The organism is Pseudomonas fluorescens (assembly GCF_012974785.1).
In the GTDB taxonomy this organism is placed as follows: Bacteria; Pseudomonadota; Gammaproteobacteria; order Pseudomonadales; family Pseudomonadaceae; genus Aquipseudomonas; species Aquipseudomonas fluorescens_BT.
Window position 1 is genome coordinate 3,557,277 of record NZ_CP027561.1, and the last position, 14,277, is coordinate 3,571,553.

Below are 14,277 nucleotides of genomic sequence, written 5' to 3' on the forward strand. Positions count from 1 at the left end.
CTTAATGGGTGCGACAATGTGTCTGCTTGCGGTGCTGCGACATATTCGGTCATTGGCACGTAAACCAAGGCCGGGGCATCGCTAAACACTAGCATTCATGGGGCAGAACGTCGGTCTGAATGCCCGTTTTTACGGTACAGACGTGCCAGGAATGACCATTGACCTGTGTCGCGTTCACGACACATGCTCTGACACTCTCACATGCATAAATTCCCGGGGGCTGGCAGAATCGCGCCCAAATGCGACCAACACGCCCGCCAAGTCAGGAATTCCCCATGCAAATGACCACCGCCCTTTTGATCGTCAACCCGTGCGACGACGAAGAAGACAACATGGCCATGCTCTGCTGCCACAGCGACAAGGGCGAAATGTTTCTGATGAGCCGCTATCCGGACGAGGATGAACTGGAGATCACCCTGGATGGCGAGCCTTCGACCCTCGACGGCGTGAAAGTCACTCTGACCAAGACCCTGCTGAAGATCGAAATTGCTGCAGCGGATGCCGATGCGTTGAACGGGGATGATGTGCTGGAAATCACCTACAACCCGGACATGGTGGATCTGGCCGAGGTCGAGGAGACCCTGAAGAACATTCTTGACGGTACTGGCACCTATATCAGCCAGATTTGATGTTGGCCTGACTGGCCCTTTCGCGAGCAGGCTCGCTCCCACATTTGAACGGTGTACACCGGTCAGTGTGGGAGCGAGCCTGCTCGCGAAGAGGCCTTGAAAAACACTGCACATCTCCCCTTCTACAAAATTCCAACAATTGCCCCGGTCATTTCCCGCACTTTGCGCAAAATGCCGTTAGTCGCCACCCCCTGCGATGGATTAAAGTAACGCCCCCAGCCCCGGCGTTATCCGAACGCCTGTGGCCACCCTTTCCAGGAACAGTCATCGATGGAACATCGTGAAGCGCTGCTGGCGCTGCGAACCTTTCTTTCAACGCAGATTCTCGGCCAGGAAAAACTCATCGAGCGCTTGCTCATCGCCCTGCTCGCCGATGGCCACATGCTGGTCGAGGGCGCTCCGGGTCTGGCCAAGACCAAAGCGATCAAAGAGCTCGCCGAGGGCATCGAAGCCCAGTTCCATCGCATCCAGTTCACGCCCGACCTGTTGCCGGCCGACATCACCGGCACCGAGATCTATCGCCCGGAAACCGGCAGCTTCGTGTTCCAGCAAGGCCCGATCTTCCACAACCTGGTGCTGGCGGACGAAATCAACCGGGCCCCGGCCAAGGTGCAATCGGCGCTGCTCGAAGCCATGGCCGAACGTCAGGTCAGTGTCGGGCGCAGCACTTACGAGCTGTCGCCGCTGTTTCTGGTGATGGCCACCCAGAACCCGATCGAGCAGGAAGGCACGTACCCGCTGCCCGAAGCCCAGCTCGACCGCTTCCTGATGCACGTGAAAATCGGTTTCCCCGACGCTGCCGTCGAACGGCGGATCCTGCAACAGGCCCGGGGCGAAGCCCTGAACGGCGAAACCAAGCCCGAACGCCGGGTCAGCCAGCAGGCGATCTTCGCCGCCCGCAAGGAAATCCTCGGTCTGTACATGGCGGACGCCGTGGAGGAATACCTCGTGCAACTGGTCATGGCCACGCGTAACCCGGCCAAGTTCGACCCGGAAATGGCCGAGTGGATCGCCTACGGCGCCAGCCCGCGTGGCTCGATCGCCCTCGACCGCTGTGCCCGCGCCCACGCGTGGCTGGCCGGTCGCGATTTCGTCAGCCCGGAAGACATCCAGGCGGTGTTGTTCGACGTGTTGCGCCACCGCATCATTCTGTCGTTCGAGGCCGAAGCCGCCGGCATCGACCAGGATCGGGTGGTGCAACGGATTCTCGACGTCGTAGCCGTCGCTTGACCCCGATGAACGCCTCCCTGCCGTCCGAACCGGGCATCCGCATCAGCCTCGCCGAGCTGATCGAGATGCGTCACCGCGTGCGCGAAGTGCAGCTGTTTTCCACGCCGAGCCAGCGCAGCCCGCTGATCGGCCTGCACCACTCGAAATTCCGTGGTCGTGGTGTGGACTTCGATCAGGTGCGGGTCTACCAGGCCGGGGACGACGTGCGCACCATCGACTGGCGCGTCACCGCACGGACCCAGGAACCGCACACCAAGCTGTTCCATGAAGAACGCGAACGGCCGATTTTCATCATGGTCGAGCAAAGCACGCGGCTGTTTTTCGGCTCCGGACTGATGTTCAAGTCGGTGCTCGCGGCGCAGGCTGCAGCGCTGATCGGCTGGGCCGCGCTGGGTCACAACGACCGGGTGGGCGGACTGGTGTTCGGCGACAACGAGCATTACGAGATCAAACCGCGCCGCAGCAAGCAGAGTCTGCTGCAACTGCTCAACCGTCTGGTGAAAGTCAATCAGTCGCTGCACAGCGAGCGGGAGCCGGATCGCGATGCGTTTGGCGTGGCGCTGCGCCGGGCCCGCGAGGTGCTGCGACCGGGCAGTCTGGTGATCGTGATTTGTGACGAGCGCGCACTGAGCGACAGCGCCGAGCAGCAGTTGAGTCTGTTGTCGCGCCATTGCGATCTGCTGATGCTGCCGCTGTCCGATCCCCTGGACCACGCCCTGCCCGCCGCCGGACTGTTGAGGTTCGCCGAGCGCGGCGCGCAACTGGAACTCGACACACTGAATTTCGATCTGCGCCAGACCTACCGGGCCCAGGCTGAAGCGCGCATTGCCCGCTGGGAATTGCTCGCGCAGAAACTGCGGGTCTTGCTGATGCCCCTGAGCACCCAGAGCGAAATGGTCGAGCAGATGCGCGAGTTTCTCAACCCGCAGCGTCCGGGGAACGCTCGATGAACGGCCTCGAACAACTGCAACCGCTGATTTCTCCGCCACCGATCGCTTTCTGGCCGCCGGCTCCGGGCTGGTGGCTGCTGCTTCTGTTACTGCCGTTGATTGCCTTCGTGCTGTGGCGCCTGCGCCGTTTCATTCCGATCAAGAAAAAACCCGTCGTACGCGCCGAAATCCAGCTCGATCCGGTGCGCATTGCCGCGCTCGCAGAGCTGGCGCAAATGGTCAAACCCTACGACGGCGCACCGGCCGGAGCCTGGCTGCAGCAGCTCAACGGCCTGCTCAAGCGCCTGTGCCGCAACCATTACCCCTACAGCCAGAGTCATACCCTCAACGGGCGCAAGTGGCTGGCGTTCCTCGATAACCGTTGCCCTGCCGCCGGCCTGACCCGCTGGATGGTGCTGGTGGAAGGCGCCTACAAGCCCGAGTGCAAACTCGACGACAAGGCCATCGCCGGCCTGACGCAAGCCGTCGACACCTGGATCCGCAAGCATGTTTGAGTTCGCCTGGCCGTGGATCTTTGTGCTGTTGCCGCTGCCGTGGCTGATGCGCCTCGTGCTGCCTGTCGCCGACAGTGGCGAGCCGGCATTGAAGGTGAGTTTCCTCGGTGACCTGGAAGGCCTCGCCCGTCGCCGCGCCCGGGCCAATCTACCGACATGGCGCCAGCAGGCGCCGTTCATGCTGCTGTGGTTGTTTCTGTTGATCGCCGCCGCCCGCCCGCAATGGCTGGGCGAACCGTTGCCGATTGCCGCCAGTGGTCGCGATCTGCTGGTGGCGGTGGACGTGTCCGGCTCGATGGACTTTCCCGACATGCAGTGGAACGACGAAGACGTCAGTCGCCTTTCGCTCGTGCAGCATCTGCTCGGTGACTTTCTGGAAAGCCGCGATGGCGACCGGGTCGGTCTGATCCTGTTCGGCAGCCAGGCCTACCTGCAGGCGCCGCTGACGTTTGACCGGCGCACCGTGCGCGTGTGGCTCGACGAAGCGCGGATCGGCATCGCCGGCAAGAACACCGCGATTGGCGACGCGATCGGCCTGGCCCTGAAACGCCTGCGCATGCGCCCGGCGCAGAGCCGGGTGTTGATTCTGGTCACCGACGGCGCCAACAACGGCGGGGAAATTGATCCGCTGACCGCCGCCAGACTGGCCGCCAACGAAGGCGTGAAAATCTATCCGATCGGCATCGGTGCCGACCCTGAAGAAAGTGGCGCCACCGCCCTGCTCGGCGGCAATCCGACCCTCGACCTCGACGAGCCGGCACTCAAGGCCATCGCCGATGCCACCGGCGGCCGCTACTTCCGCGCCCGCGACGGCAAGGAGCTGCAAGCGATCAAGGACACCCTCGACCGACTGGAACCGGTGGCCCAGCAACCGACCCAGGCGCGCCCGGCCCAGGCGTTGTATCAATGGCCGTTGGCGCTCGCGTTGCTGTTGAGCATGTTGCTGGTTGCCCGCGAATTGTGGCCGGACAACCCGCTGCAACGACTGTTCACCAAGGAGCTGTATCTGCAAAGCCCACTGCCTGACTGGCGCGAACGCCTCAAGCGCCTGCGTTTGCGGAGGCGTCGATGATCGCGCTCTGGCCGCACTGGTTTCGTCCCTGGTGGCTGCTGCTGTTGCCGCTGCTCGGCTGGTTGATCTGGCAGCTCTGGCATCGGCAGAAGCGCGCCGGACGCTGGCAGATGATTCTGCCGCCGGCGTTCCATGCCGCGTTGCTCAGTGGCGGCAGCGGCCGCGACAGCAAGTTGCCGTGGGTGGCGTTGGGCGTTGCGTGGTTGTTGACGATCCTGGCGCTGCTCGGCCCGAGCTGGGAACGGGTCGAACAGACCAGCCAGAAACCGGCCGACCCGCTGGTGGTCGTGCTGGAGCTGACCCCGGAAATGCTCGCCACCGACTCGCCGCCGACCCGTCTGGAACAGGCCCGGCGCAAGTTGTTCGACCTGCTCAAAGCACGCAGCGACGCGCAGACCGCCATCGTGGTTTACGCCGGCAGCGCCCACACGTTGGTGCCGCTGTCGGACGACCTGGCCACCAGTCGCAATCTGCTCGATGCGCTCAAGCCGTCGCTGATGCCGGAAAGCGGCCACCGCGCCGATCTTGCAGTGAGCAAGGCGCTGGCATTGCTCAAGCAAGGGGCGCTGGGTCAGGGGCGCATTCTGCTGATCGGTTCATCCCTCTCGGAAGAAGAACGCCAAGGCATTCGTCGCGCATTGAGCGGGCAATCGGCGCAATTGCTGATGCTCGGCATCGGCACCGCCGAGGGCGCGCCTATTGCTCAGGAAGACGGCAGTTTCCTCAAGGACGCACAGGGTGCGATCCGCGTGCCGCAACTCGACAGCCCAGGTCTTGGCGCCTTCCTCAACGCGGTGGGTGGCGAGTATCACAGTGCCAGGCTGGATGAATCGGACCTGCGCAGCCTCGGCCTGCTCAATGGCCCGCGCAGCCTGCGCAACGACGGCCAGACCCTGCGTCTCGACACCTGGGCCGATCAGGGTTACTGGCTGCTGTTGCCGCTCTTGCTGCTTGCCGCGTGCGCCGGGCGCCGTGGCTGGTTGTTCTGTCTGCCGCTGCTCTTTTGTCTGCCGCAACCGAGCTACGCTTTCAATTTCGAAGACCTGTGGCTGCGCCCCGACCAACAGGGTTTGCATCTGTTGAAACAGAAGCGCCCGGCCGAGGCCGCGCAACACTTCGAAGATCACCAGTGGCAGGGGCTGGCGTTGTACGAGGCCGGCGATTACAGTGGCGCCGCCGAGCGTTTCGCCGAAGGCAGCGATGCCCGCGCGCACTACAATCGAGGCAACGCACTGGCGAAAAGCGGTGAGCTGGAAGCGGCGATCGACGCCTATGAACAGGCTCTGGAATTGCAACCGGACTTGCGTCCGGCACTGACCAACAAGGCGCTGGTGGAAAACCTGCTCAAGCAGAAAAACGCCCCGCCGCCCGCCGAGCCCGAAAAGCAACCGGCACAACAGAACGTGCCGGGCGACGAACCACCGCCCGCGACCGCGCCGCCACCGGCAATCAAGAATGACACGCCCAGCGAGGCCCAGCCTGCGGAATCGGCCAGCGAACCACCGCCGACCACCCCGCCGCAACCGGGGCCCAACGAACTGCCGGACAGCGCCCCGGACACGGAGCCGCACACCAGCCCGACGCTGAGCCCCGGCGAGGACAACCTCGAAGGCGAGCAGCGCCAGGCGCTGGAGCAATGGCTCGGCAAGATTCCGGACGATCCGGGCGAACTGCTGCGACGCAAGTTCTGGTACGAACAGCAACAACATCAGGATCAGGAAAACACTCGATGACCCGTTTCGCCGCCCTCTTGCTGCCCCTGCTGATCTGCACGGCCACCGCTCAGGCGGCCGAGCTGACGGCCAGTGTGGATCGCAGTCGCCTGAATTCCGGCGAGACGGTCGAACTCACCCTCGAATCCAACGATGTCACGCAGTTCGGCAAACCGGACCTGACCCCGCTCGAACCGCTGTTCGAAGTGCGCGGCACGCGTCAGGTCAACCAGTTGAACACGCTCAACAACGAGAACCGCGCCACCACGCGCTGGATCATCACCCTGTTGCCGAAACAGAATGGCAGCGTTGAAATTCCATCATTGAAACTGGGCGAAACCCAGAGCCAGCCAATCACCGTGCAGGTGGTCGAAAGCGACGTCCACGAAGAAAAGAATGTGCTTGATCCGGTGTTCATCGAGTCCAGCCTCGACCAGAGCAGCGTCTATGTGCAGGCCCAGGCCGTCCTGACCCTGCGCATCTACCATTCGGTGTCGCTGTACGACGACAGCAGCGTCACCCCGTTGCAGATCAACGATGCACGAGTCGAACAGCTGGGCGATACGCGCACCTACGAAAAAGACATCAACGGCGTGCGGCATGGCGTGATCGAAATGCGCTATGCGATCTTCCCGCAACACAGCGGCTTGCTGACCATCACCCCGCAGACGTTCAGCGCCACACGGGTGGACACTCAGCCTGCCAAAGACGCCAACGCACAGGGGCCGAAACCAGGCAAAGTGTTGCGAGTGACGTCTACGGAAATCCCGCTGACGGTCAAACCCAAACCGCTCACTTATCCGGCCGATGCGCCGTGGCTGCCGGCCCGCAGCCTGAGCCTGAGCGAGAGCTGGAACCCGGAACCGGATCACACCCAGGTCGGGGACTCCCTGACACGCAGCCTGACTCTCAAGGTCGAAGGCCTGGCCGGCTCGCAACTGCCCGCCCTGCCCGCCACCGAGGCCAACGGTCTGCGTCGCTACCCGGACCAACCGGTGCTGAACAATCAAAGCAGCGAGCGTGGCCTGATCGGCAGCCGTGAAGAACGCGAGGCACTGGTGCCGAGCCGCAGCGGTTCGATCGAACTGCCGACCGTGGATGTGGTGTGGTGGAACACCTTTGAAGATCATCTGGAACACACGAGCCTGCCAGCGCGCACCCTGCAAGTGGTGAACAATCCGAGCCTGCAGGTCGACACCCCGGCCGGCAGCGCGCAATCCTTCAACACCACCGACAGCGAAGCACTCTGGTGGTGGAAACTCAGCACGCTGGTTCTGGCGTGCACCACCCTGCTCGGCTTCGGTCTGTGGTGGCGCGCCCGCTGGCAACCGGCAATCCTTCGCGCCGCGCAAACCGGCCCGAGCCCGCGCACCCTGCTCGACGACATCAAACGCGCAAGCCAGGCCAACGACCCCCACGCCACCCGCCAGGCCCTCGACGCCTGGGCCCGTCAGCAGCCGGAGACTCTGGCGGATATGGCTGCGCGTTTTGTGCCGCTGTCGGATGCGCTCGATGGGCTGAACGGCGCGCTGTACAGCGAGACCGGGCAGCATTGGCAGGGAGAGGATCTGTGGCGGGCGATCCGCACGATTCCGACGGCGGAGCGGGTGCAGGATCCAGTTGGGGACAGTGGATTGCCGCCGCTTTATCCGAAGTAGTTGCAGTTCAATAGAAGCTTTTGCCCGTAAACTCTCTTCTTTTTTCGCCGCGTTTTTTCCTGCGGCCATCACCTCTTTATATTGCGGAGTCAGCCTTGCGTCTGTTTCACACCTCCGACTGGCACCTTGGGCAGAACCTGCACGGCCAGGAGCGCGATTTCGAGCACGCCTGTTTTCTCGAGTGGCTGCTGCGTCAATTGAAGCTGGCGCAGCCGGACGTGCTGCTGATTGCCGGCGACATCTTCGACACGGTCAATCCACCGGTCAAAGCCCAGGAACGCCTCTACGATTTCATCGTCAGCGCCCACGAACAGCAGCCGTTGCTGACCATCGTGATGATCGCCGGCAACCACGACTCCGGCTCGCGGATCGAACTGCCCGCGCCGTTGATGCGGCGTTTGCGCACCCATGCGTTGGGCCGGGTGATGTGGCTGGACGATGGCCAGCTCGATGCAGAACGTCTGTTGTTGCCGCTGCCGAATGCGTCCGGCGAGATCGCCGCGTGGTGCCTGGCGCTGCCGTTCCTGCGCCCGGCCGAGGTGACCGGCGCGCATTTGGGTGACAACTATCTGCGCGGCATTGGTCAGGTGCATGAATGGTTGATCGAAGCGGCCAACGCCAAGCGCCAGCCGGGCCAGGCGCTGGTTGCCATCAGTCATGCGCACATGGCCGGCGGTTCGGTGTCGGAAGACTCCGAACGCAGCCTGATCATCGGCAACGCCGAAGCCCTGCCCGCCAGCCTGTTCGGGTCGAGCATCAGTTATGTCGCGCTCGGGCATTTGCACAAGCCGCAGAAGGTCAACGGTGAAGAACGAATTCGCTACAGCGGCTCGCCGATCCCGTTATCGTTTTCGGAAATCAGTTATCAGCACCAGATTCTCGACGTCGTCCTGGACGGCGAAACCCTGGTCAGCGTCGAGCCGATACTGATCCCCCGTTCCGTCAATCTGCAACGCCTCGGCCCTGCGCCGCTGGCGCAAATCCTGCTGCAACTGGCCGATCTGCCGAACATCGATCTGCTGGCCGAAACCCAGCGCCAGCCATGGCTGGAAGTGCGCGTGACCCTCGACGAGCCGCAACCGGATCTGCGTCATCAGGTCGAAAGCGCTCTGCAAGGCAAGGCTGTGCGACTGGTACGAATCGCCGCCGAATACGCCGGCAACCGTGGCGCTGACGGCGCCGAGGACGGCAGTGTGTTGATCGAACTGGACCAGCTCACACCGCAGCAATTATTCAGCCGTGCCTGGCTCGACAATTACGGCAGCGAAGTCGACGAGCAAACCCTCAAGGACTTCGCCGAACTGCTGCAAGACGTACAAATGGAGGGCGAGCAGCCATGAAGATTCTCGCCATTCGCTTGAAAAACCTCGCTTCGCTGGCGGGCCCGTTCGAAATCGACTTCACCGCTGAACCGCTGGCCAGCGCCGGCCTGTTCGCCATCACCGGCCCCACCGGCGCCGGCAAAAGCACCTTGCTCGATGCCCTGTGCCTGGCGCTGTTCGGCGCCGTGCCGCGTCTGAACAACACCGGGCGTGACGCCAAGGTGCCGGACGCCGACGGTGAAATCGCCACCGGCGACCCGCGCACCCTGCTGCGTCGTGGTACGGGCGAAGGTTTTGCCGAGGTGGATTTTGTCGGCGTCGATGGCCGCCGCTACCGCGCACGCTGGGAAGCCAACCGCGCCCGGGAAAAGGCCGGCGGCAAGTTGCAGGCCAGCCGTCAGAGCCTGCGCGACATCGATCAGGATCAACTGCTCGCCAGCCAGAAAGGCGAGTACAAGGTTCAGCTCGAAGCCGCGCTGGGCCTGAACTTCGAACAGTTCACCCGCGCCGTGCTGCTGGCCCAGAGCGAGTTCAGCGCCTTTCTCAAGGCCGACGACAACGACCGCAGCGAACTGCTGGAAAAACTCACCGACACCGCGCTCTACACCCGCCTCGGCCGTCGCGCGTTCGACAAGACCAAAGAGGCTCGCGAGGCCCACAAGCAGTTGCAGGATCAGGCCACCGGTGTGACCCCGCTGCCGCCCGAAGCCCGCGCCGAACTCGACGAGCGCTTCAACGCTGCCCAACAGCAATTGAAGTTGCAGCAGGCCCAGCTCAAACAGCTTGAGCAACAACACACCTGGCTCAAGGATCTGCACCTGTTGCAGGACGCCCGACAAGCGGCGGCCGAGCAGTTGCAGAGCGCTGAACACGAACGCCAAGCGCTGGCCGGCGAACGCCTGCGACTGACGCACCTTGAACAGCTCGCCCCGCAACGGCATCAGTTTGCGCGCAAGGCTGAAATCGATGCCTTGCTGATGCCGCTGACGGCGCAGATCAGCTCACATACGCTGCAACAAGGCGAGCTGACTGAGCGCCAGACGCAACTTGAACAAGACCTCGGTGCTGCACAAATCGCCCTGACCGAAGCGCAGAAGCAACAGAGCGAAAGTGCACCGTTGCTGCGTCAGGCTTTCGATGAGCAAAGCACCCTCGCCCGTCTGGCCAGGGATGTCGCCTCCGGCACTGAAGCCAAGCAGGCCGCCGAACAGGCCTGCACCCAGGGCCAGAGCACAATCCAGGCCCTGCTCGATCAGCAAACGCAGGTCGCCGAGCGCCTGCAACGAATCGCCGCCGATCTGGAGCAAAGCACTCATCTGGCACCGTTGAGCGAAGCCTGGAATGCCTACCGCGACCGCTTGCAGCAATTGATGCTGATTGGCAACCGGCTGAACAAGGGCGAAAGCGAACTGGCGAATCTCGAACAGAACGCCGCCCGTGCCACCGAAGAACTGGCCACACAAAAGCAGCAACTCGAAGTGCTGTTCAAGGAGGCCGGCGCCGAGCCGGATGCCGTCGCCGAGCAGATCGGCATCCTCGGCACTCTGTTGCAGGACAACCGCAAACAGCTGCGCGCCGTCGAAGAGCTGACGCGCCTTTGGGCCAGTCAACAGGAGCTGGACAAACGCAGTGCCGAGTTGCAACAGCGTCAGCTCGATGCGCAACAGGAGCGCGAGCGCCTGACTCAGGACGGGGTGAAAACCAGGTCCGAACTGACGGTCGCCGAGCAAACCCTCAGCGTCACTCGTGAGTTGCTCGAACGCCAGCGTCTGGCCCGCAGCGCCAGTGTCGAAGAGCTGCGCGCGCAATTGCAGGACGACCAGCCGTGCCCGGTGTGCGGCAGCAACGAACATCCGTATCACCAGCCGCAAGCCCTGCTGCAGAGCCTCGGCCGTCACGATGAAAGCGAGCAGGCCAACGCGCAGCAAGCGGTCGATCAACTGAAGGAAAAACTCACCGAACTGCGTACCAGTGTCGGTGGTGTCATTGCTCAACAAAAAGAGTTGCTGCAACAGCAGGAACAACTGGCGGCACAACAGCTGGCGCTGACGCCGAGCATCGAGGCTCATCCGCTGGCAGCGCAGTTGCTCAATCAGGACAGCGACAAACGCGCTGCCTGGCTGACTCGCCAGAACGATCAGCTGAACCAGAGCATCACCCAGGACGAACAGCGCCAGACCGCCTTGCTCACACTGCAACAGGACGCGGCGCGCCTGACCCAGCAATTGCGTCACGCCGAAACCGCGCATCAGCAAGCAACCCAGCACCTGAACAATCAGCAGCGCGAGTTGAGCGCTGACCGGCAGCGTCTGGACGAAGAACTGGCAGCCTTCGCCACGCTGCTGCCCGCCGAGACTCACGAAGCCCTGCGCGCCGAACCGGCCGCGACCTTCATGCAACTCGACCGGCAGATCGCCGAGCGTCTGGCGCAAGTCGATCAGCAAAAGGAAGAGCTGGCCGAACAGCAACAACGCCAGCAGACGCTTGAAAAGGAACAGGATCGTCAGCAAAGCCGCGTGCAGCAACTGCAAACCGCTGAGCAACAGCTCAACGCACTGACCGCTCAGCAACAGGCCAGCCAAGAGAAACTCACGCAGTTGCTGGGCGATCACACCCGCGCCGAACACTGGCAGCAGCAACTGGAACAGGCTGTGGAACAGGCACGCAACGCCGAATCCACCACGACTCAGGCGCTGCAAAGTGTACGCACGCAGCTTGTGCAAATGGCCGCCGAGCTCAAGGCGCAGCAGGAACGCGTGCTAGCGCTGGAAACCGAAGAGCGTGATCTGGCCGGCAAGATTGCCGACTGGCGCGCTCGCCACCCGGAACTGGATGACGGCGGCCTGGAAGATCTGTTGCGGATCGATGACGCGCAGGTCGGCGAGCTGCGCGAGCGTTTGCAGCGCAACGAAAAGGCCCTGGAACATGCCAAAGTGCTGTTGCAGGAACGTGATCGCCAGTTGCTCGAACATCAGGCGCAGCACAACGGCAACCTCGACGCCGAACAACTCGCCGCGGCCCTCGCCGACTTGCAGAACCAGTGCAGCGCGAGCGAACAGCGCTGCGCCGAACTGCGTGCCGAGCAAGTCGAAGATCAGCGCCGGCAGAACGCCAACTCCGCGCTGGCGCAGCAGATCGCCGACGCCAATGCCGAGTATCAACGCTGGGCACGACTCAATGCACTGATCGGCTCGGCCACCGGCGACACCTTCCGCAAGATCGCCCAGGCCTACAACCTCGACCTGCTGGTGCATCACGCCAACGTGCAGCTGCGGCAACTGGTCAAGCGCTATCGCCTCAAGCGCGGCGGCAGCATGCTGGGTCTGCTGGTGATGGACACGGAAATGGGCGACGAACTGCGCTCGGTGCATTCCCTTTCCGGCGGCGAAACCTTCCTGGTGTCGCTGGCCCTCGCACTGGGTCTGGCCTCGATGGCGTCGAGCACGCTGAAGATCGAATCGCTGTTCATCGACGAAGGTTTCGGCAGCCTCGATCCGGAATCCCTGCAACTGGCCATGGACGCCCTCGACGGTTTGCAGGCTCAGGGCCGCAAGGTCGCGGTGATTTCCCACGTGCAGGAAATGCATGAGCGGATTCCGGTACAGATTCAGGTGCAGCGCCAGGGCAATGGTTTGAGCACGCTGGAGGTGAAATGAACACGCTGTATTCCTTCCGCCGCTGCCCGTACGCGATGCGGGCGCGGATGGCCCTGCGGTATTCGGGCGTGCCGGTTGAGATCGTCGAAGTCAGCCTCAAGGCCAAACCGGCGGAGATGCTGGCGATCTCGCCCAAGGGCACGGTGCCGGTGCTGGATGCGGGCGGTCAGGTGATCGATGAGAGCCTGGAAATCATGCGCTGGGCGCTGGCGCAGAATGATCCGGATGACTGGTTGCTGGGTGGCGATTCAAGGACTGCCGAGTTGATCGAAGCCAACGATCAAGTGTTCAAGGTTCACCTGAATCGCTACAAGTACGCCGAGCGCTACCCGGAACAGCCGATGGAAGTTTATCGGGCGGAAGGTGCTCTGTTCTTGCAGAAACTGGATGAGTTGCTCGAGGGTCGCGATTACTTGCTGGCCGGGCATCCGAGCCTGGCCGATATCGCGCTGTTGCCGTTCGTTCGCCAGTTCGCCCATGTTGATCGTGACTGGTTTGCGACAACGCCTTATGAGCGATTGCAGGCGTGGTTACAGCGCTTTCTTGAGTCGGATCTGTTTACCGCCATCATGAAAAAGTAAGCACCTTACGCCAGCACCTGGCACATGCCGATGGCCGAGCAATCCACTTGGAACGGTCCGAGAAAACTGGCTTCGGTTTTCACCGGTGGATTGCCGGCCAGCAGCCCCAATGCATTGGCCCGTTCGATATTGTGCGCGATGGTGTGGTTGGCCTCTATGGCCCGGGCCAGTCCGCCGACTGAACCCTGACCGAACCCCAACAGGGACGCGCCATTGGTCATGATCGCCAGACCGGCGATGATCCAGAATCTGTAGCCTTTCATGCTCCGACGGCTCCTGCGAGTTCAACTGAATCCGCTGCTGCGCTTTGCGAGCGCAGTTCGAACTGGACGCCGGGATGCGCGACCTGGATCGGGGCTTCCAGGCTGTGTTGCGATTGGGACGCGAGGCTGACGAACAGCACCATGACCAGGTACAGACCGATGGCCACGTAGGCGCCGCGTTTGGCGGAAGTGATGATTGAAGTGGCCATGATGTGTGCTCCGTGGACAATGTTTCGAGGTCCACAGAATCGATCAAAAAAGCCGGGGTAACCACTCAGGGATTGGCATAGTAACCATCAGCTTCGTTGATTATTTAGCCGATCTATCTCGTCGTTCGAAAATAGCTATCGTCGGTCGCTGCGCAGGCAAAAAACTGCCCAAGGCTGCGATCTTTTGATTTTGCTTTTGGGAAACAAGATCAAAGGATCGCAGCCTTGGGCAGTTCCAGGGCGTGACGGAAATTTCAGTGTTGAGCTTTGTGATCCAGCGCGGCGTAGAAGTTCGCGCTTTGTTGCAGGTATTTCTGGGTGTAGCTCTGGGTGTGGGATTTTTTATCGCTGATTTCAACGTTAGCGCTGGCTGGCAGAGCCACGGTGGCGGAGATGGCGGAAGCGGCGATGATCGAGAAGAGATTGAAGTTCATGGCGGTAACCCTCGTGTTCAGTTGGCTTGCTTGCCCGGTTGGGCCGTGAAGCAAACTTAACGCTCGA

At 62.5% G+C, this 14,277-nt stretch carries 13 protein-coding genes; 10 read left to right on the plus strand and 3 right to left on the minus strand.

Annotation, left to right across the window (positions count from 1 at the left end; genetic code table 11):
* The first annotated feature begins 275 nt into the window (after positions 1–275).
* The 10 genes from C6Y56_RS15815 to C6Y56_RS15860 all read left to right on the plus strand — a co-directional run bounded on the left by C6Y56_RS15815 (position 276) and on the right by C6Y56_RS15860 (position 13,304).
* Positions 276–629, plus strand: coding sequence for a hypothetical protein (locus C6Y56_RS15815; RefSeq protein ID WP_169430676.1), 354 nt, complete (start codon positions 276–278; stop codon positions 627–629).
* Positions 630–899: 270 nt separating this feature from the next.
* Positions 900–1,859, plus strand: coding sequence for an AAA family ATPase (locus C6Y56_RS15820; protein WP_007913915.1), 960 nt, complete (start codon positions 900–902; stop codon positions 1,857–1,859).
* A 5-nt stretch (positions 1,860–1,864) separates the two neighbouring features.
* Positions 1,865–2,809 (plus strand): DUF58 domain-containing protein, encoded by a 945-nt coding sequence (locus C6Y56_RS15825; RefSeq protein ID WP_134826462.1) that lies wholly within the window; start codon positions 1,865–1,867, stop codon positions 2,807–2,809.
* Positions 2,806–3,303: a DUF4381 domain-containing protein gene (locus C6Y56_RS15830; RefSeq protein WP_169430677.1), complete on the plus strand. Its 498-nt coding sequence runs from the start codon at positions 2,806–2,808 to the stop codon at positions 3,301–3,303. The genes C6Y56_RS15825 and C6Y56_RS15830 overlap by 4 nt, the downstream gene beginning before the upstream one ends.
* Positions 3,296–4,375: a vWA domain-containing protein gene (locus tag C6Y56_RS15835; RefSeq protein ID WP_169430678.1), complete on the plus strand. Its 1,080-nt coding sequence runs from the start codon at positions 3,296–3,298 to the stop codon at positions 4,373–4,375. The genes C6Y56_RS15830 and C6Y56_RS15835 overlap by 8 nt, the downstream gene beginning before the upstream one ends.
* Positions 4,372–6,108 carry a tetratricopeptide repeat protein gene (locus tag C6Y56_RS15840; protein WP_169430679.1) on the plus strand — a complete coding sequence of 579 codons (1,737 nt, stop codon included), beginning with the start codon at positions 4,372–4,374 and terminating at the stop codon, positions 6,106–6,108. Before C6Y56_RS15835 ends, C6Y56_RS15840 begins: the two co-directional genes overlap by 4 nt.
* Positions 6,105–7,745: a BatD family protein gene (locus tag C6Y56_RS15845; RefSeq protein WP_169430680.1), complete on the plus strand. Its 1,641-nt coding sequence runs from the start codon at positions 6,105–6,107 to the stop codon at positions 7,743–7,745. The genes C6Y56_RS15840 and C6Y56_RS15845 overlap by 4 nt, the downstream gene beginning before the upstream one ends.
* A 95-nt stretch (positions 7,746–7,840) precedes the next feature.
* Positions 7,841–9,085, plus strand: a complete 1,245-nt coding sequence (locus C6Y56_RS15850; RefSeq protein ID WP_169430681.1) for an exonuclease SbcCD subunit D C-terminal domain-containing protein — start codon at positions 7,841–7,843, stop codon at positions 9,083–9,085.
* Positions 9,082–12,723 carry an SbcC/MukB-like Walker B domain-containing protein gene (locus C6Y56_RS15855; protein WP_169430682.1) on the plus strand — a complete coding sequence of 1,214 codons (3,642 nt, stop codon included), beginning with the start codon at positions 9,082–9,084 and terminating at the stop codon, positions 12,721–12,723. Before C6Y56_RS15850 ends, C6Y56_RS15855 begins: the two co-directional genes overlap by 4 nt.
* Positions 12,720–13,304 (plus strand): glutathione S-transferase, encoded by a 585-nt coding sequence (locus tag C6Y56_RS15860; protein ID WP_169430683.1) that lies wholly within the window; start codon positions 12,720–12,722, stop codon positions 13,302–13,304. The genes C6Y56_RS15855 and C6Y56_RS15860 overlap by 4 nt, the downstream gene beginning before the upstream one ends.
* A gap of 5 nt (positions 13,305–13,309) precedes the next feature.
* Here the strand turns inward: C6Y56_RS15860 and C6Y56_RS15865 are convergent, their stop codons facing one another.
* The 3 genes from C6Y56_RS15865 to C6Y56_RS15875 all read right to left on the minus strand — a co-directional run bounded on the left by C6Y56_RS15865 (position 13,310) and on the right by C6Y56_RS15875 (position 14,210).
* On the minus strand, positions 13,310–13,567 hold the full coding sequence (locus C6Y56_RS15865; protein ID WP_169430684.1) for a hypothetical protein: 258 nt from the start codon (positions 13,565–13,567) through the stop codon (positions 13,310–13,312).
* Complete coding sequence (locus C6Y56_RS15870; protein WP_169430685.1) at positions 13,564–13,776, minus strand: hypothetical protein; 213 nt, start codon at positions 13,774–13,776, stop codon at positions 13,564–13,566. Before C6Y56_RS15870 ends, C6Y56_RS15865 begins: the two co-directional genes overlap by 4 nt.
* Before the next feature lie 254 nt (positions 13,777–14,030).
* On the minus strand, positions 14,031–14,210 hold the full coding sequence (locus tag C6Y56_RS15875) for a hypothetical protein (protein ID WP_011334602.1): 180 nt from the start codon (positions 14,208–14,210) through the stop codon (positions 14,031–14,033).
* Between the last annotated feature and the right edge of the window lie 67 nt (positions 14,211–14,277).

What these genes read in the sequence shown, in the direction of transcription:
- C6Y56_RS15815 (WP_169430676.1), top strand. Translation starts at nt 276, where the DNA reads ATGCAAATGACCACCGCCCTTTTGATCGTCAACCCGTGCGACGACGAA.
- C6Y56_RS15820 (WP_007913915.1), top strand. Translation starts at nt 900, where the DNA reads ATGGAACATCGTGAAGCGCTGCTGGCGCTGCGAACCTTTCTTTCAACG.
- C6Y56_RS15825 (WP_134826462.1), top strand. Translation starts at nt 1,865, where the DNA reads ATGAACGCCTCCCTGCCGTCCGAACCGGGCATCCGCATCAGCCTCGCC.
- C6Y56_RS15830 (WP_169430677.1), top strand. Translation starts at nt 2,806, where the DNA reads ATGAACGGCCTCGAACAACTGCAACCGCTGATTTCTCCGCCACCGATC.
- C6Y56_RS15835 (WP_169430678.1), top strand. Translation starts at nt 3,296, where the DNA reads ATGTTTGAGTTCGCCTGGCCGTGGATCTTTGTGCTGTTGCCGCTGCCG.
- C6Y56_RS15840 (WP_169430679.1), top strand. Translation starts at nt 4,372, where the DNA reads ATGATCGCGCTCTGGCCGCACTGGTTTCGTCCCTGGTGGCTGCTGCTG.
- C6Y56_RS15845 (WP_169430680.1), top strand. Translation starts at nt 6,105, where the DNA reads ATGACCCGTTTCGCCGCCCTCTTGCTGCCCCTGCTGATCTGCACGGCC.
- C6Y56_RS15855 (WP_169430682.1), top strand. Translation starts at nt 9,082, where the DNA reads ATGAAGATTCTCGCCATTCGCTTGAAAAACCTCGCTTCGCTGGCGGGC.
- C6Y56_RS15860 (WP_169430683.1), top strand. Translation starts at nt 12,720, where the DNA reads ATGAACACGCTGTATTCCTTCCGCCGCTGCCCGTACGCGATGCGGGCG.
- C6Y56_RS15865 (WP_169430684.1), bottom strand. Translation starts at nt 13,567, where the DNA reads ATGAAAGGCTACAGATTCTGGATCATCGCCGGTCTGGCGATCATGACC.
- C6Y56_RS15870 (WP_169430685.1), bottom strand. Translation starts at nt 13,776, where the DNA reads ATGGCCACTTCAATCATCACTTCCGCCAAACGCGGCGCCTACGTGGCC.
- C6Y56_RS15875 (WP_011334602.1), bottom strand. Translation starts at nt 14,210, where the DNA reads ATGAACTTCAATCTCTTCTCGATCATCGCCGCTTCCGCCATCTCCGCC.